This window comes from Rathayibacter sp. AY1B5 (assembly GCF_002932795.1).
In the GTDB taxonomy this organism is placed as follows: domain Bacteria; phylum Actinomycetota; class Actinomycetes; order Actinomycetales; family Microbacteriaceae; genus Rathayibacter.
Map to the genome: position 1 here is coordinate 54878 of NZ_PSWM01000003.1, position 24309 is coordinate 79186.

Genomic DNA, 24309 nt, shown 5'->3' on the forward strand with positions numbered 1-24309 from the left:
GCCGTCAGCGCCGGCGGATCGCCAGGACGGTCCGCTGGAGGAGCCGCGCGTCCTCCCGGTAGGCGCGGAGGAGGAGGACGGCGAGCCCGGCGATCGCCAGGTCGATCGCGCCCACGATCAGCAGCTGGCCCAGGGCGCCGAGGCCGGTGGTCAGCGCCAGCGCGGGCAGAGAGACGACGACGATCGCGACACCGAGCGCGAGCGGACGGCAGGCCTGCAGGAGGAGCGCCCTCACGTCGATGCCGGCGCGCGGCACGGCGAAGAACGACAGCACCACCCAGTTCAGGACGAGGCCGGCGGTGCTGCCGATCGCGACGCCGATCGGCCCCCACACCACTCCGATCGCCATGAAGACGACCATGAGCGAGCGCGAGACGATGCTGAACCGCAGCTGGAGCCCGGTCAACGCCTTCGCCAGGAACACCCAGTAGTAGACGAACCCGAGCGCCTGGAAGACGCCGCCGATCGCGAGGATCCGGAAGATCGTCTTCGACTCGTCCCAGCCGGGGCCGAGCGCGATCTCGATGATCGGGTCGGCGAGCGCGGCTGCCGCGAAGAAGACTCCGCCCATGACGTAGGCGAGCACGAGCTGAGCCCGCTGCACGTACCGCTCGAACTCGGGGCTGTCCTTCATCCGCGAGAGCACGGGGAAGGCGACCCTGGTCATCGGCGCGGCGATCTGCTGGAGCGGCATCCGGAAGATCTGGTAGGCACGGTCGTAGACGCCCAGCGCGCCGGCGCCCCAGACCCGACCGATCAGCACACTGTCGGCGTTGCCGCTGATGTAATTGACCAGCTGCACCCCGACCGTGTTCGCGCCGAAGCCGAGGAACGCGCGCATGCCCTGCGTGCGCGAGGGCAGGCCGGGCAGCCAGCCGGCACCGATCACCAGGACGACCAGGGTCGTGACCGCGACCAGCAGCTGCTGGGCGACGAGGGCCCAGTAGCCGGCTCCTGACAGCGCGAGCAGGACCGCGCCGGTGGAGGCGACGAGCTGCGCCAGAACGTCGGAGGCGGCGAGCCAGCGGAACCGGAAGCGGCGGGAGACCTCCGCCTTGAACTGGGCCGTGACGGAGTTGACCACGAACACCGCGGACAGCGCCTGGCAGACCGGGACGAGCTCGTCGCGCCCGTAGAACGCCGCGATCGGCACCGCGAGCAGGAACACGATCCCGCCCAGCACCAGCCCGAGGAGGACGTTGATCCAGAGCAGGTTGTTGCGCTGGGCGTCGGTCACGTCGCTGGACTGGATCGACGCCATGGAGAGCCCGAAGTCGCCCAGGAGCGTCGCGACTCCGGCGATGGCCAGCACCATGGAGACCACGCCGTAGTCGTCCGGGCTCAGGAGGCGCGCGAGGACCGCGAGCGCGCCCAGCTGCAGGACGAAGCGGATCCACTGCCCGCCGAGCGTGGCAGCGGCGCCGCGGGCGGCGTCACCGGCGATCGTCACCGCGCGGCCTCGACGACGCTCCCCCAGAGATCGCGCGGGAAGGCCTCGAGCAGCGCGTCCGGACGCCAGTGCAGGGGCGGCTCGCCCCCGGCCTGGATCGCCTCGGCGACGGTCGCGGCCGGGGTGAAGCCCGCGCGGCCGGAGCCCTCGTAGTAGTCGCGGTACTTGAAGTCGGGCTCGCTCGCCGAGGCCACCAGCCGGGCCGGGATCCCCAGCGACTCCGCCACGACGATCGCGTGCAGAGACGAGCCGACGACGAGGTCGCTCGCCGCGATCGCACCCAGCACCTCGAGGACGGGGCGCGTCGGCTCGACGAGGCCGTCCTCCGCCCGAGGGGCTGTCCCGTCGGCGCGCATCCGGCGGAGATCGTTGAGGTTCGGGAGGACGGTCACTCGGCGGTCGGGAGTGCCGCGGCGCAGCTCCTCGCGGCCCCAGAGGGTGCCGACGAGCAGGCCCGGGTCGCCGTAGACCTCGGGGACGGCGATGCCCCGGGCGCGGAGGAAGCCGCGGGTCAGAGGGCCGCGGACGGCCCGGACGTCGAGGTCGGTGAAGTCGAACCGCGCGTCCAGCGACTTGCCGTTCGCACCGATGCCCCACAGGGTGTCCCCGTCGCGGGCGAGCTTGAGGATCGACCCCACGGCGAGCAGTCGGCGGCGCTCGGCAGCGGAGCCGGGCGAGATCCCCTCGCGCTGCAGGATCCGCTCCACGATCATCGGGCCGAGCAGATCGCCGAAGTTGTCGACTCTCCTGCGGATCGGCACGAATCGGGCCCAGGGGGCGCGACTGATCGGCTGTGCGGGATTCCAGTGGACCACGTCGATCTTCGGCACAGAAGTATGCTCTCCTCGTCCTGCGGCATGCGAGAATCACGACGCCGACCTAGACTAACGGCACTCGGCACAGCTGCCTCACCGCGTGATATCCCCGCTAGCGAGCGGCGCCCGCGCTCTCGACGGAAGACGATCCCATCTCGAACAATCGATCAGCTCTTGTACCCCCCAACGGGCGGCAGAGAGTCGCGCGACGCGGAATGCCCTCGAGCGATCCTCGACGGGCGAGACGACCGCTACTGGTAGGCGCGCTCCTGGGCTCCGCGGCAGGACTCGTCGGAGTCCAGGTCAATGCTCTCGGGCCTTTCCAGGGAGTGAGCATGCTGCTGGTGGGGCTGTCTTTCCTCACGGCACTTCTCTGGAAGGACAGAGCTCTTCTCGCCCGAGTGAGACTGACTTCTCTCGACTACTCCTTCCTTCTCCTCCTCACCGTCTGGGGAATGCTCGAACTCGTGAATTCGGGCGAATTGAGGCATTCGCCTTTCATCGGCGTACTGCTCACTATCGGTGTCTCTTATGCGGCCACCTTCCCGGTCCGGATGGTCGTCCGCGCTCCGTCGGACCTGGCGCCGTTCCTCCGCGGGTTCAGCGCACCGGGCGTGCTCGTCGCGCTGATCGCGATCGCCCAGCTGCTGCGCGTGCCCGGCGTCAACGAGGTGCTGGTGCAGATCACGAGCTCCGGCGGTCTCGCCGAGCGGCTCTCGAGCGGCTGGGACATCCGGGGCACGTCGACGATCGGCCACTGGACCGCTCTCGGCGGGTACCTCGCCTGCGTGATCGCGGCGTCCTGCGTCGACCTGATCATCAGTTCCGCAGGTACGAAGCTCGCCCCCTGGCCGGTCGCGGCCCTCACCGTGCTCTTCGCGGGCGCCGTCACGACGCTGACGTTCGCGACGATCGGCGCCGCAGCGGTCATCCTGGCTCTCACCGCCCTGCGGCTGAAGGCCCGCCCCGTCCTGGTCCTCTCGGGAGTGGCCGTGCTGGCGGCCGGCTGGCTCGTGCTCGGGCAGAGCATCGCCGCGCGCCTGGAGCAGCAGTCCGGACAGTCGCAGTACGCGATCGCTCAGTACTCCTGGCTGCCGCAGACCATCGGCTACCGGGTCAACATCTGGGTGACGGAGACCCTCCCCGCCATCGCGGAGCGTCCGCTCAACGGCTGGGGCACCCAGGTCTACTCGGCCGTCGACAAGGGCTGGCCCGTGCGGCCGTCCTCGCTGGTGTGGGTGTCGCCCGAGTCCGAGTGGATGCGCACGCTGATCGCGAGCGGAGTCCTCGGCCTCCTCGCCGAGGTCCTGCTGCTGCTGGTCGCGTTCGCCGTCGTGCTCCGCTCCCGTCGGATGCTCGGAGCCGCGGCCGTGTTCCCGGTGACGATCCTGATGGTCGTGCTCGTGGTGATCTCCACCATCCACAGTCACTTCTCGAACCCCGGCGTGCCCCTCGCGCTCTGGCCGCTGGTCTTCGCCGTGGCCGTCGCGGCTCGTCGAGCGAAGACGCCTCCGGTGCCGCCGTCGAAGGCCGGATCGCCGAAGCGTAGCCGGCAGTACCTCCCCCGCTGACCCGGTGCACGGTCGGACGTCGGCCGGCCGTGCAGCCCTGCGGCTAGACCGACTGGCGCCAGGCCCCGCCGTCCCAGAACAGCAGCAGCTGCCCGCCCGGATCGACGGCGACGTCCTGGCCGCCGGTGAGCGCAGTACCGCCCGCCGCGCCGTGACGCACCGTGACCGGACGCGCCCCGGCGTGCAGCAGGTGCAGCCGCTGACCGAAGACGCTGCCCGAAGGCAGGGCCGCCATCGTGAGCGTGTTCGTGGACACCAGGCGCACCATGATCACCGGGTCGGGTGAGAGCGGCAGGCGCTTCTGGGTCGCCGTGACCTCGTTGTTGCCCCAGACGAAGACGCCGGAGGTGGCGACCTCGGTCGCTCCGTCGGCGGGCACGTCGCACCGCCACTCGACGGACGACTGCGGCGACAGGTTCTCCCCCGGCATGTAGCGGAACGGGTAGCTGAACCGCACGTTGCGGGCGCGCACCAGGTGGTCCGTTCCGCTGAAGACGCCCCAGGTGCGGGCGACCACGTCGGGCGTGCTGCGCACCTCCAGTCCGTCGATCTCCGTGCGCTGCTGACCCGGGACCGCGCCCGCCGTGCTGCCCGAGCCGATGGGCCGGGGCGTGCCGGAGGTGTTGGCCTCGAAGTCGAGGATGGTGTCGCGGATCCGCAGCAGGCTGTTCTCGGAGTAGATGCCGTGGTAGTCGCCGGTGCCGGGGTTGCTCGCGCCCGCGCGGAACACGCCACCGGCCAGCACGACCGAGGCGTTGAAGCTGACCAGCAGCGCTCCGGTGCGCTCGGCGTAGACGTCCGAGGCCGTCACCGTCGGCGAGGGGTCGAAGACGCCGGCGCTCGGGTGCCCGGCGGGGCGACGGACGACGCGCACCGCGGCTCCCCGGGCGTCGAACGCCCGGAATCCGTTGATCTGGTGCGAGCGCGAGTCCCCGCCCTTGGCCTCGTCCTGCACGATGACGCCGTTCTCGACGAAGCGGGCCGTGCAGTCCACGACCCGGTGCCCGATCCCCCGCAGCTGGTAGCCGGACTGCCCCTGGCTGCCCTGGCCGATGCCGGAGGTGGCCGTGCAGCCGATGAAGGTCACTCCCTCCGAGCAGTGGTGGGTGTCGAAGGCGCTCGAGGTGGTCATCAGCGCGTTCACTCCCGAGACGACCGTGCCGTAGGTGCGGCCGTAGCCGGAGAGATCGCTGTTGGCCGCGACGCGGTTGGTGTCGTCGGAGTAGGAGTGGCGCACATGCGAGTACACGCCGCGGTCGACCTGGCCGAAGCTGCTCCCGACGTCGGAGACGCCGTACCCGAGGATCGACGAGCCCGCGTCGTCGGTCGCGAACCGCACGACCGCGTCCTCGACGAGGTATCCGTAGCAGGAGGTGAAGCGGAAGACCGGGCCGGAGGCACGGGTGACCGTCACGGAGCGCAGCTGCGGATAGCGCAGGCGGGAGAAGTAGACGAGGGGCTCGTTCGACGCGGTCGCGCGCGCAGCCGCGACCATCAAGGTGCCCCCCTCGATCGAGAAGGTCTGGTCCGAGATCTGCGCGACGCGGATGTTGGTGCTGTAGGTCTCGCGGAGCACTCCGCCGAGCACCACCGTCGATCCGGAGGAGGAGCGCACGACCGCGAACTCGCCCAGGCGCGACTCGACGACGCCGTCCCCCGGCCGGCGCTCCGGGATCGGGTCGTCCGAGACGATCTTCACGATCGTGCCGGGAGCCCAGTCCGGTGTGCCGCCGACGCTCAGCTGCGACACGGCGGAGGCTCCGGCGGGCGCGGCGATCGTCACCGCGGTGACGGGGAGGACGGTGCCGTACGCCCCGGAGACCGAGAAGATCGGCTTCGACGAGGTGGCGATGAGGGTCGCCCCGTGCGCGCTCACCCGCAGGGACTTGGCGAGCCGAGGGTAGAGCGAGGTCCCGACGAGGTAGGTGCCGGTCGGGATCACCAGCAGGCCGCCCTCGGGGACGGCGTTCATCGCCTTCTGCAGGCCGGCGCTCGAGTCCGTCGCGCCGGTCGCGTCGATGCCCGAGAAGCGGGCGGCGGAGGCGACCACGGCGATCCGGTCGAGCTCGCCCTGCGAGATCGTGACCGCGGCCTCGGCGGTGGGGGCCGCGGCGGCGCTCCAGGCGCCGACCGCGCCGATCGCACCGGCGGCGAGGACACCGCGACGCAGGAGGGAGGCGGGACGCCCCGGGTTCTCGTGAGTGGTTCGGTCGCCGATCAAGGGGGGCCTCCCGGACGTGCGGTCGTGGGCGCGGGGAGAGCCCCGCGCCCCCATTGTCGGAAGGGGTCGCCGACGGGTGGCGCGAGTGAGCCTTATTCGAGGAGACCCCCTCCCACCAGGGGGACATCTGCGCTCAGCGCAGGAGGTGCGCCTCGATCACGGAGCTCTGGGAGCGTGTGTCGTCGATCTCGTGATCGTCGCCGCAGTAGGCCATCAGCCAGCCGCAGTCCGACTTCCGGGTGGAGCCGAAGTAGGTGACGTCGAGGCCGTAGGTGTCGGCGGCCGTGTAGAAGGCTTCGCCGACGTCCGTCCAGGAGCCCGCGCCGCCCGCGGCGAGGGAGAGGCTCTGATCGCTCGGCCAGCCGACCTCGCCGACCGAGCAGTGCACCGAGTACTGCCGGCACCACTGTCCGAAGGTCGTGACAGCCGCCACGAAGACCTCCTCGTCGCTGCCGCCCTGCTTGTCCGAGCGCAGGGTCGTCCCCGTGCCGCCGGGGTAGAAGTGCTGCGAGTACACGATCCGGTCCAGCGGATCCTGGATCCACGGCCCGTCCGGCGCGATCGCGGCGACCGTGCCGGTCGTCGCCTCCCGCATCCCCTCGACCCAGATCGTGTGCCGATCGCCGGTCCCCCGGACGGCCGACACCACGGCCTGCGTGTAGGCCTTGTAGGTCTCGACCGGGACCAGCGCCCGCTTCACCTCGTTGAAGAGGTCGTAGGCGGCGATGCGTCCGTCGTCCTGGAACTCCGCCGCGAGCAGGGTCCAGACCCGCTGCGCCTGGGACACCGAGAGCCCGGATCCGAACCAGACCGTCCCCTCGGGCAGATCGCCCTGGCTCGCCGGGTAGGTGCCGTTGTTGTGCAGGTCGAGCACGACCCGCATGCCGGCGGCGCCGATGGCGGCGATCTCGGTCCGGAGCAGCGAGACCGCCGCCGGATCGAGCCCCTTCGCCAGCGCGTCGTCGGTGCTCTCCCCCTCGGCCTGCGGCTGCAGGAGCGACCAGGGCACCGCGAGCCGGACCAGCGTGAGCCCGCGGCCCGCCAGGAACTCGTAGCTCTCGGCCGGGTTCCCGGCGGTGCAGTCGACTCCGACGTCGACGCGCGACTGCAGGTCGAACACGTTCACGCCGCGGAGGGCGGACCGGCCGCCCAGGTAGTCGTCGACCGAGCCGGTGGCGGATGTCCCCGCTGGCGACGCGGAGGCGGACGCCGGCGCGCAGGCCACGGGAGCAGTGCGGTCGCCCCGCTCGAGGAGCCGCACGGCGACGACGACGAGGGCCGCGACCACCACGACCGCCAGGACGATCACCAGCGTGCGGCGGAGCCGACGGCGCGGCCGATCGCGTGCAGGGACGATGCGAGCCTCCCGAGCCTGCCTGCCCGGCGCGGCCACCGGATCGCCGCTGAGGCTAGCAGAGCCCCGCGACGCGTCAGCGCACCGCCACCGTCGCGCGGTCGCGGCCGGTGAGATCGCGCTGCGTGGTCGCTCCGCGCCAGCCGTCGGCGGTGAGCAGGTCGCGGATCTCGGCGCCCTGCAGCTCGCCGTGCTCCATCACGAGCACTCCCCCGGGCCGGAGCAGGCGGAGGGCCGTGGCCGAGAGCGAGCGGACGACGTCGAGCCCGTCCTCGCCGCCGTAGAGCGCGGAGGGGGGATCGAACAGCCGCACCTCCGGGTCGCGCGGGACGGCCGCGGCCGGGATGTACGGCGGGTTGGAGACGACCACCGAGACGGTGCCGTCCAGTTCGGGCAGCGCCCGGGCGAGGTCGTCGAAGACGATGCGCGCGTTCTCGAGCCCGAGCCGCTCGCGGTTGCCGCGGGCCCAGATGAACGCCTCGGGAGCGTTCTCCACGCCGATCACGCGCGCGTGCGGCACCTCGTGCGCGAGTGCGAGGGCCAGGGCTCCGCTGCCCGTGCCGAGGTCGACGGCGACCGGCTCCGGGTCGACGACCGCTCGGAGGGCGTCGATCGCGATCTGCGCGACGCCCTCGGTCTCGGGGCGCGGGACGAACACGCCGGGTCCGACCGCGAGCTCGAGCGAGCGGAACGGCGCGATCCCGGTGATGTGCTGCAGGGGCTCGCGAGCGGACCGGCGCTCGATCGCGCTCGCGAACGCTGCGGCGTGCTCGTCGTCGACGCTCAGCCCCGTGATGAGGCGCGCCTGCAGCCGGCCGCGGCCGAGCCCGAGCAGGTGCCCGAGCAGCAGCTCCGCGTCGACGTCCGGCGTGGGGACGCGGGCGGCGGCGAGGCGGGCGACCGCGTCCGCGAGGAGGGTGCGCGCGTCGACGCCGGTGGTCACGAGGGTCACGCCTCCTCGGAGCCGATGTCGGCCAGGCGGGCCTCCTCGTCGGCCTGGATGGCGCTCTCCACCACGGGATCGAGCGCACCGTTCATCACGCCGTCGAGGTTGTACGCCTTGTAGCCGGTGCGGTGGTCGGCGATGCGGTTCTCGGGGAAGTTGTAGGTCCGGATGCGCTCGGAGCGGTCCATCGTCCGGATCTGCGTCTTGCGCGCGTCGGAGGCCGCCGCGGCGATCTCCTCCTGCTGACGCGCCAGGATGCGGGCGCGCAGCACGCGCATGCCCGCCTCGCGGTTCTGCAGCTGGCTCTTCTCGTTCTGCATCGAGACGACGATCCCGGTCGGGAGGTGGGTGATCCGCACGGCGGAGTCGGTCGTGTTGACGGACTGCCCGCCGGGACCGGAGGAGCGGTAGACGTCGATCTTCAGGTCGTTCTGGTTGATCGCGACCTCCTCGGGCGCGTCCACCTCGGGGAACACGAGCACGCCCGTGGTGGAGGTGTGGATCCGCCCCTGCGACTCGGTCACGGGGACGCGCTGCACCCTGTGCACGCCGCCCTCGTACTTGAGGTGCGCCCACACGCCCTGCGAGGGATCGGTGGCGTTGCTCTTGATGGCGACCTGCACGTTCTTGTAGCCGCCCAGGTCGGACTCGTCGCGGTCGAGGATCTCCGTCTTCCAGCCCTTCGACTCGGCGTAGTGCAGGTACATCCGGAGGAGGTCGGCCGCGAACAGCGCGCTCTCGGCTCCGCCCTCGCCGCCCTTGATCTCCATGATGACGTCGCGGCCGTCGTCCGGGTCGCGCGGGATGAGCAGGCGCCGCAGCTTCTCCTGCGCCACCCGCAGCGACTCCTCCAGCTCGGGGACCTCCTCCGCGAAGGCCTCGTCCTCGCGGGCGAGCTCGCGCGCGGCCTCGAGGTCCTCGCCGGCCTGGACCCAGGCGGAGTGCGCCGCCTTGATCTGGCTCAGCTCCGCGTAGCGCCGGTTGACCTTCTTGGCGCGGGCGGCATCGGCGTGGAGGGCCGGGTCGGAGAGCTGCGTCTGCAGGTCCTCGTGCTCGGCGAGGAGGACGCTGACGGATTCGAACATGGGGTCCTGGTTTCCGGAGGTGGTCGGGGTCGGGCTCATCGCCCGGGGACGCGAAAACGTCCGCGGCCGCCCCCGGTGACAGGGGCGACCGCGGACGTCGGGGCGCTAGTGGTGGCCGTTGCCGTGGCCGGCGGTGGCCGGGCCGACGGCCGACTTCGAGACCTGCATGAGGAACTCGACGTTGGACGAGGTCTCCTTCAGGCGCGACAGGATGATCTCGAGCGCCTGCTGCTGGTCGAGCCCGGCGAGGGCGCGGCGCAGCTTCCAGGTGATCTTGACCTCGTCGGCGCTGAGCAGCATCTCCTCGCGGCGCGTGCCGGAGGCGTTGACGTCGACGGCGGGGAAGATCCGCTTGTCGGCGAGGTGGCGGGAGAGGCGGAGCTCCATGTTGCCGGTGCCCTTGAACTCCTCGAAGATCACCTCGTCCATCTTCGAGCCGGTCTCGATGAGCGCCGTCGCGAGGATGGTGAGCGAGCCGCCGTTCTCGATGTTGCGCGCCGCTCCGAAGAACTTCTTCGGCGGGTACAGCGCCGAGGCGTCCACGCCGCCCGAGAGCACGCGGCCCGAGGGGGCCGCCGTCACGTTGTAGGCGCGGCCGAGGCGGGTGATGGAGTCGAGCAGCACGACGACGTCGTGGCCCAGCTCGACCAGGCGCTTGGCGCGCTCGATAGCGAGCTCGGCGACGGTCGTGTGGTCCTCGGCCGGGCGGTCGAAGGTGGAGGCGACGACCTCGCCGCGCACGGTGCGCTGCATGTCGGTGACCTCCTCCGGACGCTCGTCGACCAGGACGACCATCAGGTGGACCTCGGGGTTGTTCTGCACGATCGCGTTGGCGATCTGCTGCAGGACGATGGTCTTGCCCGCCTTGGGCGGCGCGACGATCAGGCCGCGCTGTCCCTTGCCGATGGGGGCGACCAGGTCGATGATCCGCTGGGTCAGCTTGCCGGGCTCGGTCTCGAGGCGCAGGCGCTCGGTCGGGTAGAGCGGCGTGAGCTTCTGGAACTCGACGCGAGCCGCGGCCTCCTCGACGGTCTGGCCGTTGATCGAGTCGACGCGGACGATCGCGTTGTACTTCTGGCGGCCGCCGCCCTCGCCCTCGCGGGGCTGGCGGATGGCGCCGACGACCGCGTCGCCCTTGCGCAGGTTGTACTTCTTGACCTGGCCGAGGGAGACGTAGACGTCGCTGACGCCGGGCAGGTAGCCGGTCGTGCGCACGAAGGCGTAGTTGTCGAGGACGTCGAGGATGCCGGCGACGGGGATGAGGACGTCGTCCTCGCCGATCTCGGGCTCGAAGTCGTCGCCGATCGCTCCGCCGCGGCGCTTGCGGTCGCGGTAGCGGCTGCGGCGGCCGTCCTCGCCCTCGGCCTGCTGGCCGTTCTGGGGCTGCCCGGAGCCGTTCTGCTGAGGAGCCTGCTGGCCCTCGGACTGCGCGGCGCGCGTGCCCTGGCCGTTCTGCGGCTGCGCGGCGGGGCTCTGCTGAGCGTCGTTCTGGCGGTCGTCCCCGCGGTTGCGGTTGCGGTTGCGGCGGTTGCGGCCGCGGCCCGTGCCCTGCTGGTCCCCGTTCTGCTGCTGGTCGCCGCTCTGCTGCTCCTGCTGGTCGCCGGAGTCGGAGGAGTCGGCGTCGTTCTCGGCGGGCGCCTGCTCGGCGTGCTCGCCCTGCTCGGAGCCGCCCCCGCGGCTGCGGCGGCGTCCGCGGCGCTCGCGCTGGCCGCCCTCGCGGGAGGAGTCGTCCGACTCCGGCCCGTTGGGCAGCTCGATGTCGATGACGGGCCTCGGGGCCTGGTCGGCGTCGCGGTCCTGCTCGATCACGGGGAGGTCGGGGATCAGCGACTCGACGCCGGTCCCGCCGGGGATGTTGAGGTGCTCGCCGGCGGCGACGGTGCCGCTGGAGGCACGGCGCGAGCTGCGGCGGCGGGGCGTGCGCTCGGCGGGCTCGGCGACCGGCTCGGCCGCCGCGGGGAGCTCGAGCTCGACCGGAGCCGACTCGGCGGCCGTCGCGGAGGGCTCGTCGACGGTGGGCGCAGCCTGCTCGAGGACGTCGGCCGTGTCGGCCTCGGTGCTCTCGACGGGCGTCGGCAGCTCCGCCGGCGCCTCGGGCTGCGGAGCGGACTGCTCGGCCACATCGGCCGGCTCGGCCTCGACGCCGGTGGCGTCGACGTCCGGGGCGACCGCTGCGTCGTCCGGAGCGACCGCGTCGGCGATCGCGGCGGGCGCGTCCTCGGCGGAGGCGGCGCGCAGGTCCGAGATGGCCTGGACCAGCTCGCCCTTGCGGAGCTTGGAGGCGCCGCCGAGGCCGAGCCGCGTCGCGAGAGCCTGGAGCTCGGCGACGCGCAGACCCGAGAGGTCGGCGGTGAGGTCCACGGTCGAGCCGTGGGTGTTGACGTCTGTCACTGGAGAGGGTTCCTTCCCCCCGGGAACGAGTGCTCACCGGGAGAGCTCATCGACCGTGCGGTGCCATCGCGTGTTCTGATCCACGCGATGCTCTCGGCCGCCGGGACCGACTGCCGCAGAGAGCGAAGAGAGGGCCCGGAGACCAGGCGCCGGTCTGCAAGAGGAGCAGGGGCGCCCTTCACACGATGTGATGGCCGTGGTTGTCGGGACGATCCGTCGGACAGATTCCGCTCGTTACGCGGTTCCTCGGGATGCGGTCCCCACTGTAGCACCCTTGAAGTCGACGGCCAGCATGTGCGCGCGCCACGGCGTGGGGGCCTCCCGCTCCACCAGATCCGCGGCGGCGAGGCGCTGCGCAGGGTCGCTGCAGAGCACCAGGACGCTCGGTCCGGCACCCGAGACGACGGCCGCGTAGCCGTGCGAGCGCAGCAGCGCGATCAGCGCGGAGGTCTCGGGCATGGCGGCCGCGCGGTAGTTCTGGTGCAGCTTGTCCTCGGTCGCCGCGAACAGCAGCTCCGGGCTCTGGATGAGGGCGGCGATCAGGAGCGAGGAGCGCGAGACGTTGAACACCGCGTCCTCGTGCGGCACGCTCTGCGGCTGCAGCGAGCGTGCCAACCGCGTCGACATGGTGTGCTCGGGCACGAAGACGACCGGGGACACACCGCGGTGGACCATGAGCTTCTTCGAGCGCGGGCGCAGCGGCGAGTCGTCGGCGCCGGACGCGTGCGGCTCGACCCAGGCGATGGTGAGGCCGCCGAACAGCGCGGGCGCCACGTTGTCGGGGTGCCCCTCCATCTCGGTGGCGATGCGGAGGAGGTCGTCCGAGTCCAGCTCGACGACGCCCTCGAGCAGGCCCTTCGCGGCCATGATGCCGGAGACGATCGCGGCGCCGGAGGATCCCATCCCGCGGCCGTGGGGGATGATGTTGCGCGCGATCACCTCGATGCCGGGCATCTCCTGCCGCTGGTCGGCGAACGTGTACGCGATGGCCTGCACGACGAGGTTCGTCTCGTCGGTCGCCACCTCGCCCTCGCCGACTCCGTGCACGGTGACCCGCGCACCCGTGGCCGCGACGGCCGTCACGTCGAGCTCGTCGTAGAACGAGAGCGCCAGGCCGAGCGTGTCGAAGCCGGGGCCCAGGTTCGCCGAGGTGGCGGGGACCTTGACGTGGACGGTGCGGCCGACGGGAACCGCCGAGGTCATGCGCCGGCCAGCCCCAGCACGTCCGCGATCGCGGCGGTGTCGACCGGGACGACGGTCGGCGTGATGTCCTCGCCGTCGGCCGTGCGGAGCGCCCACTGCGGGTCCTTGAGCCCGTGGCCGGTGACCGTCAGGACGACGGTGGCGTCCTTCGGGATCGCTCCGGCCTCGGCGCGCTCGAGGAGCCCCGCGACACTGATCGCCGACGCCGGCTCGACGAACACGCCGACCTCGCCCGCGAGGATGCGGTACGCCTCGAGGATCTTCTCGTCGCTGATCGCGCCGAAGTAGCCGTCGCTGACGGTGCGCGCGTTCAGAGCGAGCTCCCACGAGGCCGGGTTGCCGATCCGGATCGCGCTGGCGATCGTCTCGGGGTGGCGGACCGGCGCTCCGTGCACGATGGGGGCGGAGCCCTCGGCCTGGAAGCCGAACATGCGCGGGAGGCGGGTCGACTCGCCGCGCTCCAGCTCCTCCGAGTAGCCGCGGAAGTAGGCGGTGTAGTTGCCGGCGTTGCCGACCGGCACGATGTGGAAGTCCGGCGCGTCGCCCAGGACCTCGACGACCTCGAAGGCCGCGGTCTTCTGGCCGGCGATCCGGTCCGGGTTCACGGAGTTGACCAGGTGGACCGGGTAGTTCTTCGCGAGGTCGCGGGCGATGTCGAGGCAGTCGTCGAAGTTGCCCTGCACCTGCAGCAGCTGCGCGTTGTGCGCGATCGCCTGGCTGAGCTTGCCCAGGGCGATCTTGCCCTCGGGCACGAGGACGGCCGCGGTGATGCCGGCGTGCGTCGCGTAGGCGGCGGCCGACGCGGAGGTGTTGCCGGTCGAGGCGCAGATGACGGCCTTCGCGCCGTGCTCGACGGCCTTCGAGATCGCCATGGTCATGCCGCGGTCCTTGAAGGAGCCGGTCGGGTTCATGCCCTCGTACTTGACCCACACCTTCGCGCCCGTGCGCGCCGAGAGGGCCGCCGCGGGGATGAGCGGCGTGCCGCCCTCACCGAGAGTGATGACCGGGGTCGCCTCGGTGACATCGAGGCGGTCCGCGTACTCGTGCAGGACTCCGCGCCACTGCTTGGCCATCTCAGGCTCCTTCAACTCGTAGAACGGACGTCACGGCGCCGACGAAACCATGCGAATGGAGGGCGGTGACGGTGGCCGCCAGATCGGATTCCGCCGCGGCGTGCGTGCCGATGACCAGGGTAGCGGTCGGCTCGCGCCGCTCCGCACCGCCCTGCTCCTCCAGCGGGTCGGCGTCGGGCGGGGTCTGCACCAGTGTCTCGACCGAGACGCCGTGGTCGGCGAAGACGCCCGCGATCTGCGCGAGGACGCCGGGCCGGTCGAGGACCTCGAGGGTGACCTGGTACCGGGTCGTGACGTGGCCGATCGGGAGGACCGCGAGCCCGGAGCTCGCGCTGGTCACCAGGCCGGGGCCGCCGACGACGTGGCGGCGGGCGGCCGACACGACGTCGCCGAGGACGGCGGAGGCCGTCTCGATCCCGCCGGCGCCGGCGCCGTAGAACATCAGGTCCCCGGCCGCCTCCGCCTCGACGAAGACCGCGTTGTTGGCCCCGTGCACAGCCGCGAGCGGGTGGGAGCGGTGCACGAGCGCGGGGTAGACCCGCGCGGAGACGCCCTCCACGCCGGTCTTGGCGTCGGTCAGCCGCTCGCAGATCGCGAGCAGCTTGATCACGTAGCCGGAGTCGCGGGCCTGGTCGACCTGCGCCTTCGTGATGCCGGTGATGCCCTCGCGGTGCACCAGGGTGACCGGGACGTCGGTGTGGAACGCGAGGCGGGCGAGGATCGCCGCCTTCTGCGCCGCGTCGTAGCCCTCGATGTCGGCGGTCGGGTCGGATTCCGCGTAGCCGAGCTCGGTGGCGCGGGCGAGCGCGTCCTCCAGGCTCGCGTGCTCGGTGTCCATCCGGTCGAGGATGTAGTTGGTCGTGCCGTTGACGATGCCGAGGATGCGGTGGACCCGGTCGCCGGCGAGGCTGTCGCGCAGCGGCCGGATGATCGGGATCGCGCCGGCGACGGCCGCCTCGTAGTTGAGCTGGGCGCCGACCTGGTCGGCCGCCTCGAAGAGCTCGTTGCCGTGGGCGGCGAGCAGCGCCTTGTTGGCCGTGATCACGTCCGCGCCGGACGAGATCGCGGTGAGGATGTGGCTGCGGGCGGGCTCGAGCCCGCCGATCAGCTCGACCACGATGTCGGCGCCCAGGATCAGCGACTCGGCGTCGGTGGTCAGGAGGTGCTTCGGGATGTCGGTGGTGCGGGGCGCGTCCACGTCCCTGACGGCCACGCCCACGAGCTCCAGCGGCGCCCCCACGCGCTGGGCGAGCTCGTCGCCGTGGTCGAGCAGGAGGCGCGCCACCTCGGCACCGACGGACCCGGCGCCCAGCAGGGCGACGCGGAGGCTGCGGTACTCGATCATCGGGAGGTGGCCTTTCGTTCGATGCCGGCGTCGCGGCGGAGGAGGTCCTCCTCGGTCTCGCCGCGCACGAGGACGCGGGAGCGCCCGTCGCGGACGGCGACCACCGGGGGGCGCCCGAGGTAGTTGTAGTTGCTGGCGAGCGACCAGCAGTAGGCGCCGGTCGCGGCGACGGCGAGCAGGTCGCCCGGCCGGACGTCCGCGGGCAGGAAGTCGTCGTGGACGACGATGTCGCCCGACTCGCAGTGCTTCCCGGCCACCCGCACGAGGGCGGGCTCGGCCGAGGAGGAGCGGTCGGCGATCCGCGCCGTGTAGTCGGCGCCGTAGAGCGCCGGACGGGCGTTGTCGCTCATGCCGCCGTCGACGCTGACATAGCGGCGGACCGCGGTCGAGCCCTCGGAGCCGACCGTCACGTCCTTCACGGTGCCCACCTCGTAGAGGGTGACGCCGGCGGGCCCGATCAGCGAGCGGCCGGGCTCGATCGCGATGTGCGGGACCGGGACGCCGCGGGCCGCGCACTGCTCGGCCACCGCGTCGGCGACGGCGGCCGCGATCTCGGCGATCGGGGTCGGGTCGTCGGCGCTGGTGTAGGCGATGCCGAAGCCTCCGCCGAGGTTGAGCTCCGGCACGGGGCCGTCCGCGAGCAGTGCCGCGTGGACGTCGAGCAGGCGCGACGCCGACTCCGCGAACCCGGCGGAGCCGAAGATCTGGGATCCGATGTGGCAGTGCAGCCCGAGGAACCGCAGGGACGAGAAGGAGCGGATGCGGGCGACCGCGGCCGGGCAGTCGGCGAGCGCGAGGCCGAACTTCTGGTCCTCGTGCGCCGTGGCGAGGAACTCGTGGGTGTGCGCGTGCACTCCGCTGTTGACCCGGAGGCGCACCGCCTGCACGCGGCCGTGCCGCTCGGCCGCGGCCGCGACGCGCTCGATCTCGACGAGGCTGTCGAGCACGATCGTGCCCGCGCCCACTTCGACGGCCCGGTCGATCTCGCGGAGCGACTTGTTGTTGCCGTGGAGGCCGAAGCGCTCGGGCTCGATCCCGGCCGCGAGGGCCACCGCCATCTCGCCGCCGCTGGAGAGGTCGAGGTTCAGCCCCTCGTCGCGCATCCAGCGGGCGACCTCGGTCGAGAGGAACGCCTTGCCCGCGTAGTAGACGGTGACGCCGGTGCCGATGCGGCCGAGCTCGCGGGCGAAGACCTCGCGCATCTCGACGGCCCGGCGACGGGCATCGGCCTCGTCCACCACGTAGAGAGGAGTGCCGTGCTCGCGCACCAGTTCGGCGACGGGCACTCCGGCGATCCGGAGCGCGCCGTCCTCGCCGCGCTCGGCGCTGTCCGGCCACACGCCGTCGGCCAGCGCGTTCGGGTCGGCGGGCGTGTGCAGCCACTCAGGCGCGAGCGGATGCCGGGGGGCGCGGGCGTCGACGGTGTCCACGGGTGAGACCTCACAGGAGAGAGTGGGAGCGTCACTGCGGGGCGAGCGGGTCCGGATTGACCCCTGAAGCCAGCGATGTCAGTGTTCGGCCCGCGGAAGACGCCGGCACAGGGCTCCGATCCTACCGGTCCGGGGCGGCGGCGCCGCGCGGGCTCAGGCGCAGGTGCCCGGTTCCTGCTCGGCGGGGTCGCTGAGGAACGTCGGAGAGAGTGCGAAGCTCGCGTTCAGCGACTCGTCGGCGACCTCGACACCGGTCAGCGTCAGCCCGCGCGGCACCGAGTCCGCGATGCACACGGAGGACGGAGCGAGCAGGTCGCCGGAGACGGCGCCGAAGCGGTCGCGGAAGTCGGTCGCCGAGAAGGTCGCTCCGGCGGCGGAGACCTCGGCCGGGGTCAGCCGGATGGCTCCGTCCACGGCGGCGAGCTCCATCCCGACGCCCGCGCCGAGCCGGAGGCCGAGCACCTCGACGGAGGCGGTCACGCGCACGAGCGGAGCGTCCAGGGTCACCTCGTCGACCGGCACGGCGCTGCGCTCGGTCACGAGCCGCGCGACCGAGGCCGCGTCGATCGCGACCGTCGTGCTGCCGGACTCGACCGCTCCGACTCCGCTCACCGGCACGCCGATCAGGGTCGCGGTCACATCGCCGTCGAGCTCGCCGAAGGTCACGTCCGAGCTGCTCAGGTCGAGCCGGTCCAGTCGCCCCGAGACGAGCTGCGGGAGCACGGCCCAGCCGGCGACGTCGACGTCCACCGCCCGGTCCGCGGGCAGCGCGAGCGCCTCGCGGAGGCTCGCGGCGGCGCGGTCGGCGACGGCGCGGCGAGCGAGCGAGTCGCCCACAACCGCCGCGACCACGAGCAGCACCAGCACCACGACGACCACCACGACCGCGCGTCCCCCGCGCCGGCGCCGCGGCGCCGCCCCCGACGCGCTCACATCCGGTCCGGAGCGGTGACGCCCAGGAGTGAGAGCCCGTTGCGGAGCACCTGCCCGGTCGCCTCGTTCAGGCGCAGCCGGGTCGAGTGCACGGCCTCGACCGGGTCCTCGCCCTGCGGCACGACCCGGCAGTTGTCGTACCAGCGGTGGTAGAGCCCGGCGACCTCCTCGAGGTACCGCGCGACGCGGTGCGGCTCGCGCAGCTCCGCGGCGTGCGCCACGATGCGCGGGAACTCCTGGAGGCCGCCGAGCAGCGCCGACTCGGTCGGGTGCACCAGCGTCTCGGGCGCGAACGGCTCGACGGGGACGCCCGACGCCGCGGCCTTCGCCGCGACCTGGCGGGTGCGCGCGTGGGCGTACTGCACGTAGTAGACGGGGTTGTCGTTGCTCCGCTTGGTCAGCAGGTCGAGGTCGATGTCGAGGGTCGAGTCGGCGGAGGAGCGCACCAGCGAGTAGCGCGCGGCGTCCACGCCGACGGCCTCCGTGAGGTCCTCCATCGTGACGACGGTCCCCGCCCGCTTGGACATCCGGACCGCCTCGCCGTCGCGGAGCAGGTTGACCAGCTGGCCGATCAGGATCTCGAGGTTCACGCCCGGGGTGTCGCCGAACGCCGCGCACATCGCCATCATCCGGCCGATGTAGCCGTGGTGGTCGGCGCCGAGCATGATGATCGCCCGGTCGAAGCCGCGCTCGCGCTTGTCGAGGTAGTAGGCGAGGTCGCCCGCGATGTAGGCCGCCTCCCCGTCGCTCTTGATGATGACGCGGTCGCGGTCGTCGCCGAACGAGGTGGTGCGCAGCCAGGTGGCGCCGTCCGCCTCGAAGATGTGCCCGAGCTCGCGGAGGCGCTCGATCGCGCGGTCGACGGCGCGCGACTCGTGCAGGGAGTTCTCGTGGAAGTACACGTCGAAGTCGACGCCGAACTCGTGCAGGCTCTGCTTGATCTCGCCGAACATCAGCTCGACCCCGATCGAGCGGAAGGTCTCGGCGAGCTCCTCCTCGGGCAGGACGGCGAGGTCGCCCGGGTAGGCGGCGGCGACGCGCTCGGCGATGTCGCCGATGTAGGCGCCGCCGTAGCCGTCCTCCGGGGTCGGCTCGCCGCGGTGGGCGGCGAGCAGGCTCCGCGTGAAGCGGTCGATCTGCGCGCCGTGGTCGTTGAAGTAGTACTCGCGGGTCACCTCGGCGCCCTGCGAGAGGAGCATCCGGGCCAGGCTGTCGCCGACCGCCGCCCAGCGCGTCCCGCCGATGTGGATGGGGCCGGTGGGGTTGGCGGAGACGAACTCGAGGTTCATCCGCACGCCGGCGTAGGCGGATCCGGTGCCGTAGGCCTCGCCCGCCTCGACGACGGCGCCGGCCAGGGCGCCCGCGGCCGCGGCTTCGAGCCGGACGTTGAGGAAGCCGGGACCGGCGACCTCGACCGAGGCGACGCCCTCGACCGCGCCGAGCCCCTCGGCCAGCTCGGCGGCGAGCTCGCGCGGATTCGCGCCGACCCGCTTCGCGAGCTTCATCGCGATGTTCGAGGCCCAGTCGCCGTGGTCGCGGTTCTTCGGGCGCTCCAGCACGACGTCCGAGAGCTCGACGCCCGCGTCGCTCCCCCGTCGCTGCACGGCGTCGAGGACGAGGGCGTGCAGGGAGGCGGCGAGCTGTTCGGGAGTCACGGGGAGCGATTCTACCGGCCGCCGCGCCCGCGCCCTCCGTCTCTCCTGCACCGCGGAGCCGCTCAGCAGGGCGGCGTTGCTAGGGTGCGACGCATGCGCCGTCCCGCCGCCCTCCTCCTCGTCGCCCTCGTCGCGGCGGCTCTCTGCGGCTGCTCCCCCGCGGCCGATCCGGAGCCCAGCGCGAGCGGTGCCGTCAGCGGCACGCCGATCCCCCTCGCCTGCGAGCAGCTGGTCCCGGCCACGGCGCTCGCGGGCCTCTGGGGCGGATTCTCCCCGGACGACGGCATCGAGACCACCGCGGTCTCCGAGGAGATCGCCCAGTACGACGGGCTGGTCTGCGGATGGTCCGACGATTCGGGAGCCGAGCTGCAGCTGGCCGTGGCCCACCTCGACCCCGCGGTGATCGAGGCGCTCAAGAACGAGTTCTTCACCACCAGCAAGGCCGTCCCCACCTACGGCAAGCCGCCGGAGATCGAGGGCTACTACCAGGTGGCCGAGGGGAGGGGCGCCGCGGACGCCTTCGTCGGCGAGTACTGGATCGAGGCGTCCAGCGCCTCCTTCGTCGAGCCGGGCGACCCCGAGCCGCTCGTGCGGTCGGCGATCGGCGCCCTCGCCGGCTGACCCCGGCGTCAGCCCAGGCGCACCGGCGAGACGTGGTCGTCGACGAGCGCCGCGTCGCAGTCCGCCTCCACGCTCATCCCGGTCAGGCGCAGGTCCGTCAGATAGCTGCTGAGGAACGCCGTGTCGGCCGTGTCCCGGCCCGACGAGATGCGCAGCATCGACCCGCGCGGAGCCAGCCGGGTCGCGTCCACGACGTGCCAGGCGCCGCCGACCCACGCCTCCGTGACCGCGTGGAAGTCCCGCGGCTCGAGCCCCGGCGCGTAGACCGCCGTCACCCGGGCGGGGATGTCGAGGGCGCGGAGGAGCCCGGCGACCGTGTGCGCGAAATCGCGGCACACGCCCTGGCCGCTCTCGATCACCTGCGCCGCTCCCCCGGTGCCGACCGTCGACCCGTAGACGTAGGACAGGTTGCCGTGCACCCACTCCTCCACGGCCGTCAGCGCCTCGAAGCCGCGGGCCCGCCCGAACTCGCGCCGGGCGATGCCGCCGAGCACGTCCGCCTCGGCGTACCGGCTCGGGCGGAGGTACTCCACCAGCTCGAGCTCGCTCGGCTCGTCCGGAGCGCCGTGCCCGGCGACCCGCGCCCGGTACTCGACACGCAGGTCGCCCTCGTTCCCCGCGACACGGTGCACGCGCGCGCCGTGCCGGGCCGGGAACTCCCGCACAGGCACGTCCTGCCCGTCGAGCCGGACGGTGAACGAGTCCTCGAACGCATCGCCGGTGGGCGTCGCCGCCACCAGGAAGATGAGGTCGGTCGGACCGTTCAGACGCAGATCCAGCGAGGCGGAGACAGTGCGCAGCATGGCTCCATGGTGGCACGCGCGAGGACCGCTCCCGGCGTCGGGGCCCGCCCCGCCCGGGTGCTAATGTGGTCAGGCACTCCTGGCCCCCATAGCTCAGGGGATAGAGCACTGCCCTCCGGAGGCAGGGGCGTAGGTTCGAATCCTACTGGGGGCACATCCGCGGTCCTCCGCTCCTCTTCCCGGCATGCGAGCGCTCGGCTCCGATGCCGGTCGCCCCTCGAGGAGCACCCTCGCCGCTGCGGGCCGAGCAGCGTCACCCGGGATGCGACCGAGTCCGTCACGAGCGCTTCTCGTCCGGTGCCCCCCCCCCGGACAGCACGAAGGCCCGCGATCGTCGATCACGGGCCTTCGGGACGTTCACCACCGGCGCTCGGCCGGTCGGGCTCACTCGTAGAGGTGGAAGGTGCCGGCGCAGTCGGCCGAGCAGAAGCCGTCGCGGCGACGGGCCGAGGCCGCCCCGCATGCTTCGCAGCGGCGGCGTCCGAGCATCCGCGAGATCAGGCTCTGAGGCGCCGACGCGACCACCGAGACCGGGGTGTCGGGTCGCACGGGGACTCCGGTGGTCGAATCGAGCTGGATCCCAGCGGTGTCGAGCGTGGCGCGAAGCATCCGTGTTCCTTCCGATCGGTGAACCATGTGGGAGCACTGTATTGCCAGTCCCTGAGATTCTGCGAAGGGCTTGACGCGGCTCGCGATCGAGAGTAGCTCAAAGCGACACCTGTCGGTCAGTCGGGATCGACTCGGGAGACGACGAACAGCCGCGCGACCTCCTGGCGGAGAGCAGCGCGGCTGTTCGGGGTGTCGAGGATCGGCGGGCGGACGACACCGGAGCTCACGGGAGCGCGGCGTCGGACCCGGAACGACCCGGGAAGCGGGGCTAGTACGCGCCGCTGGTGCTCCGGGTGTCGATCGCCACCGTCGATGCGGGCACCGGCACCGGTCGCAGGGCGGGGAGCGAGGCGCTCCTGCCCGTGCGGAACGGCAGCAGGACGAGCATGACGGGGAGAAGGACGATCCACAGGAGGACCGACAGCGCGAGACGCGCCCAGATGGAAAGAATATTGAGCATGTTTGTGCCGCCTTCGGGTGACGGTAGAGGTGAACTTCGCGAACAGTATCATCGAGCAGTCGGGGGGAGAAGAGTAGAATTGCGACACTGATCGCGCCTCTCCCGCCACGCCCCCGAGCGGTCTGTCATCCCTCATTCGTCGCCCGGCGCCGATCGGATGGGTCGATCCCGCAACCGATCGACACACGGCCCGCGCAGTGCGTCTTCCTGAGAGCCGGGCCGTAGGGTGAGCGCGTGAAGATCCTTGTCGTCGAAGACGATCCAGCCATGGGTGAGGCCCTCGTCGGCGGCCTCGAAGACGCCGGCTACGAGGCCGTGCTCACCACCAACGGCATCGACGCGCTCGTCGCGTTCAGCAACGCCGAGTTCTCGGCCGCCATCGTGGACGTCATGCTCCCGGCGATGTCGGGCTTCGAGATCTGCCGCCGGATCCGCGAGCTCGGCCGGCCCACGCCGATCATGCTGCTGACCGCGCGGGACGCGATCGAGGACCGCGTCTTCGGCCTCGACGCCGGAGCGGACGACTACCTCACCAAGCCGTTCGCGTTCACCGAGCTCAACGCGCGCCTCCGGGCCCTCCTGCGCCGCAGCCCGTCGCTGATGTCCACCTCCATCGACGTCGGACGCATCACTGTGGACGGATCGAGCATCCGCCGCACCGCCGACGGCTCGCGCATCCACGTCAGCCCGAAGGAGCTCGAGCTCCTCAAGCTCCTCATCACTCCCGTCGGCTCCGTCGTGACCCGGCAGCGGATCCTCTCGGAGATCTGGGGCGGCGGCGAGATCGTCGACAACAACATCGTCGACCAGTACGTCAGCTACCTGCGCAAGAAGCTCCCGACCGAGGACACGGGCGTCAGCATCGTGACCGTCCGCGGCAAGGGCTACTTCCTCCGCCCGGTCGAGTAGCCCGTGTCGCGGATGAGCACGGCACGCCGCCGGGTCGGCGCGCTCTCGATCCGCGCGAGGATCACCGTCGGAACGGTGGCGGTGGCGACCGCCCTCTTCGCGCTCGCGGCGCTGCTCTTCTACCAGGTGGTCACCGGCATCGTCGACCGCAGCGAGCGGACGATCCTGATGTCGATCGAGGACGAGGTGCGCCGCGACATCTCCGCGGGCAACGTCCCGCGCACGCAGGGCTCGTCGACCGGCCAGCTGTTCCTGGCCCTCGCGCCCGACGGGAGCGTCAGCACCTCGACCATGCCCTCGCGCCTGAGCGGCGCAGTGCTGGGCGCTCTGGCGGAGGAGCCCGCCGACACCTCGCCGCGGTACGCCGACGTGACGACGGCGAACGGCAGCTACCTGGTCCGCTTCACGGCCATCGAGAGCGACCGCGGCGTCTGGCAGGTCGCCTCCGCCCGCGACCAGGCCGCCTCGCAGCTCGTCCTCGACGACTTCGCCCACGTGCTGGTCTACGCCGCGATCTTCCTCGTCGTCACGTTCGGGCTCGCCTCGTGGATCCTGACGGGCGCGGCACTCGCCCCGGTCCGCCGGATGCGGGCGCGAGCGGATCAGATCGCCGCCGAGCCCGGGCAGGGCGACCAGCTCCCGGTCGTCGGCACGCGCGACGAGATCGACGAGCTCGCCGTGACGCTGAACGCGTTCCTGACCAAGCAGACCGCGTCGCTGGCCCGCGAGAAGCAGATGGTGTCGGATGCGAGCCACGAGCTCCGCACGCCCCTCGCCGCACTCTCGGCGCAGCTCGAGATCGCCCACCACCGCGTCGACGACCCCGTCGCGGTCGACCGGGTCATCCTCGACGCGCAGAAGAGCGTCGACCGCCTCGTGCGCCTCGCCTCCGCCCTGCTCGACATCTCGCGCATCGAGAGCCGCACCGTCCGCCCGACCGCTCCCTTCGCCGAGCTCGTCGACGAACTGGTGGGCGCCGTGGACCGCACGCGTCTGCTGGCCTCGGAGTCGGGGGTGGAGATCGACTACGAGATCGACGAGCGCGAGCCCGCGCGGCTCTACGCGGTCGCGTCCCAGGACTTCGGACGCGTGATCGACAACCTCGTGAGGAACGCGATCCAGGCCATGAACGGCGGCGGCATGATCGTCGCCTCCCTCTCGCAGGCGGACGGGCGCCTGATGCTCAGCGTCTCGGACGACGGACCGGGGATGCCCGACACCTTCATCCCGGTCGCCTTCGACCGCTTCTCCCGCCCGGACGACTCCCGGACCCTCGCCTCCGGCGGCAGCGGTCTGGGACTGGCCCTGGTGCACACCACCGTGCTCTCGGCCGGCGGGACGGTCGCTCTGGTCAACCGCTCCCCCCGCGGTCTCGCGGTCGACATCGTCCTCCCGCCGGTCGGCTCCGCCTGAGCCGCCCCGCCCGGGAACGACG

Annotated in this window: 20 protein-coding genes and 1 tRNA gene; 5 read left to right on the forward strand and 16 right to left on the reverse strand. The window is 72.2% G+C overall.

Annotated features, from left to right (window positions below; translation table 11 throughout):
- Positions 1-4 precede the first annotated feature (4 nt).
- Positions 5-1450, reverse strand: a complete 1446-nt coding sequence (locus C5D44_RS03545) for a lipopolysaccharide biosynthesis protein (protein WP_181109933.1) — start codon at positions 1448-1450, stop codon at positions 5-7.
- Entirely contained in the window at positions 1447-2280 is an 834-nt protein-coding gene (locus C5D44_RS03550) for a polysaccharide pyruvyl transferase family protein (protein ID WP_104277105.1), read from the reverse strand. Before C5D44_RS03550 ends, C5D44_RS03545 begins: the two co-directional genes overlap by 4 nt.
- 386 nt (positions 2281-2666) lie before the next feature.
- Between C5D44_RS03550 and C5D44_RS03555 the strand changes: the two genes are divergently transcribed.
- Entirely contained in the window at positions 2667-3836 is a 1170-nt protein-coding gene (locus tag C5D44_RS03555; protein WP_181118438.1) for an O-antigen ligase, read from the forward strand.
- Positions 3837-3879: 43 nt separating this feature from the next.
- Here C5D44_RS03555 and C5D44_RS03560 read toward each other — a convergent pair whose 3' ends face one another.
- The 11 genes from C5D44_RS03560 to argS form a co-directional block, all read right to left on the reverse strand.
- Positions 3880-6057 (reverse strand): hypothetical protein, encoded by a 2178-nt coding sequence (locus C5D44_RS03560; RefSeq protein ID WP_104280859.1) that lies wholly within the window; start codon positions 6055-6057, stop codon positions 3880-3882.
- A gap of 133 nt (positions 6058-6190) precedes the next feature.
- Entirely contained in the window at positions 6191-7366 is a 1176-nt protein-coding gene (locus C5D44_RS03565) for a glycoside hydrolase family 5 protein (RefSeq protein ID WP_181118439.1), read from the reverse strand.
- A gap of 121 nt (positions 7367-7487) precedes the next feature.
- The gene (gene prmC / locus C5D44_RS03570; RefSeq protein WP_104280861.1) at positions 7488-8363 is read right to left on the reverse strand and encodes a peptide chain release factor N(5)-glutamine methyltransferase; all 876 of its coding nucleotides are present in this window, start codon (positions 8361-8363) and stop codon (positions 7488-7490) included.
- Positions 8360-9442, reverse strand: coding sequence for a peptide chain release factor 1 (prfA, locus tag C5D44_RS03575; RefSeq protein ID WP_104280862.1), 1083 nt, complete (start codon positions 9440-9442; stop codon positions 8360-8362). The genes prmC and prfA overlap by 4 nt, the downstream gene beginning before the upstream one ends.
- Before the next feature lie 105 nt (positions 9443-9547).
- Positions 9548-11833 (reverse strand): transcription termination factor Rho, encoded by a 2286-nt coding sequence (rho, locus tag C5D44_RS03580; protein ID WP_104280863.1) that lies wholly within the window; start codon positions 11831-11833, stop codon positions 9548-9550.
- 234 nt (positions 11834-12067) lie between these two features.
- The gene (thrB, locus tag C5D44_RS03585) at positions 12068-13036 is read right to left on the reverse strand and encodes a homoserine kinase (RefSeq protein WP_104223004.1); all 969 of its coding nucleotides are present in this window, start codon (positions 13034-13036) and stop codon (positions 12068-12070) included.
- Positions 13033-14109 (reverse strand): threonine synthase, encoded by a 1077-nt coding sequence (gene thrC / locus C5D44_RS03590; RefSeq protein WP_104280864.1) that lies wholly within the window; start codon positions 14107-14109, stop codon positions 13033-13035. The genes thrB and thrC overlap by 4 nt, the downstream gene beginning before the upstream one ends.
- A gap of 1 nt (position 14110) precedes the next feature.
- Positions 14111-15454 carry a homoserine dehydrogenase gene (locus C5D44_RS03595; RefSeq protein WP_104280865.1) on the reverse strand — a complete coding sequence of 448 codons (1344 nt, stop codon included), beginning with the start codon at positions 15452-15454 and terminating at the stop codon, positions 14111-14113.
- Positions 15451-16884: a diaminopimelate decarboxylase gene (gene lysA, locus C5D44_RS03600; RefSeq protein ID WP_104280866.1), complete on the reverse strand. Its 1434-nt coding sequence runs from the start codon at positions 16882-16884 to the stop codon at positions 15451-15453. The genes C5D44_RS03595 and lysA overlap by 4 nt, the downstream gene beginning before the upstream one ends.
- Before the next feature lie 153 nt (positions 16885-17037).
- Positions 17038-17766 (reverse strand): LmeA family phospholipid-binding protein, encoded by a 729-nt coding sequence (locus C5D44_RS03605; RefSeq protein WP_181109921.1) that lies wholly within the window; start codon positions 17764-17766, stop codon positions 17038-17040.
- 47 nt (positions 17767-17813) lie between these two features.
- Positions 17814-19472: an arginine--tRNA ligase gene (gene argS, locus C5D44_RS03610; RefSeq protein WP_104280868.1), complete on the reverse strand. Its 1659-nt coding sequence runs from the start codon at positions 19470-19472 to the stop codon at positions 17814-17816.
- A gap of 93 nt (positions 19473-19565) precedes the next feature.
- Here argS and C5D44_RS03615 point away from each other — a divergent pair, with 93 nt between their 5' ends.
- On the forward strand, positions 19566-20093 hold the full coding sequence (locus C5D44_RS03615; protein ID WP_104280869.1) for a hypothetical protein: 528 nt from the start codon (positions 19566-19568) through the stop codon (positions 20091-20093).
- 8 nt (positions 20094-20101) lie between these two features.
- Here the strand turns inward: C5D44_RS03615 and C5D44_RS03620 are convergent, their stop codons facing one another.
- The gene (locus C5D44_RS03620; protein ID WP_104280870.1) at positions 20102-20896 is read right to left on the reverse strand and encodes a transglutaminase family protein; all 795 of its coding nucleotides are present in this window, start codon (positions 20894-20896) and stop codon (positions 20102-20104) included.
- An 82-nt stretch (positions 20897-20978) separates the two neighbouring features.
- Between C5D44_RS03620 and C5D44_RS03625 the strand changes: the two genes are divergently transcribed.
- Positions 20979-21050 (forward strand) — tRNA-Arg (locus tag C5D44_RS03625).
- 230 nt (positions 21051-21280) lie between these two features.
- On the opposite strand, the gene C5D44_RS03630 is transcribed toward C5D44_RS03625, so the two are convergent.
- Positions 21281-21505: a hypothetical protein gene (locus C5D44_RS03630; protein WP_104277242.1), complete on the reverse strand. Its 225-nt coding sequence runs from the start codon at positions 21503-21505 to the stop codon at positions 21281-21283.
- 268 nt (positions 21506-21773) lie between these two features.
- Positions 21774-21965 (reverse strand): hypothetical protein, encoded by a 192-nt coding sequence (locus C5D44_RS03635; RefSeq protein ID WP_104249560.1) that lies wholly within the window; start codon positions 21963-21965, stop codon positions 21774-21776.
- A gap of 234 nt (positions 21966-22199) precedes the next feature.
- On the opposite strand from C5D44_RS03635, the gene C5D44_RS03640 reads away from it, so the two are divergent.
- Both C5D44_RS03640 and C5D44_RS03645 read left to right on the forward strand, forming a co-directional pair.
- Positions 22200-22874 (forward strand): response regulator transcription factor, encoded by a 675-nt coding sequence (locus tag C5D44_RS03640; protein WP_258059273.1) that lies wholly within the window; start codon positions 22200-22202, stop codon positions 22872-22874.
- A 12-nt stretch (positions 22875-22886) separates the two neighbouring features.
- On the forward strand, positions 22887-24287 hold the full coding sequence (locus C5D44_RS03645) for a cell wall metabolism sensor histidine kinase WalK (RefSeq protein ID WP_146087967.1): 1401 nt from the start codon (positions 22887-22889) through the stop codon (positions 24285-24287).
- The last annotated feature ends 22 nt before the right edge of the window (positions 24288-24309 follow it).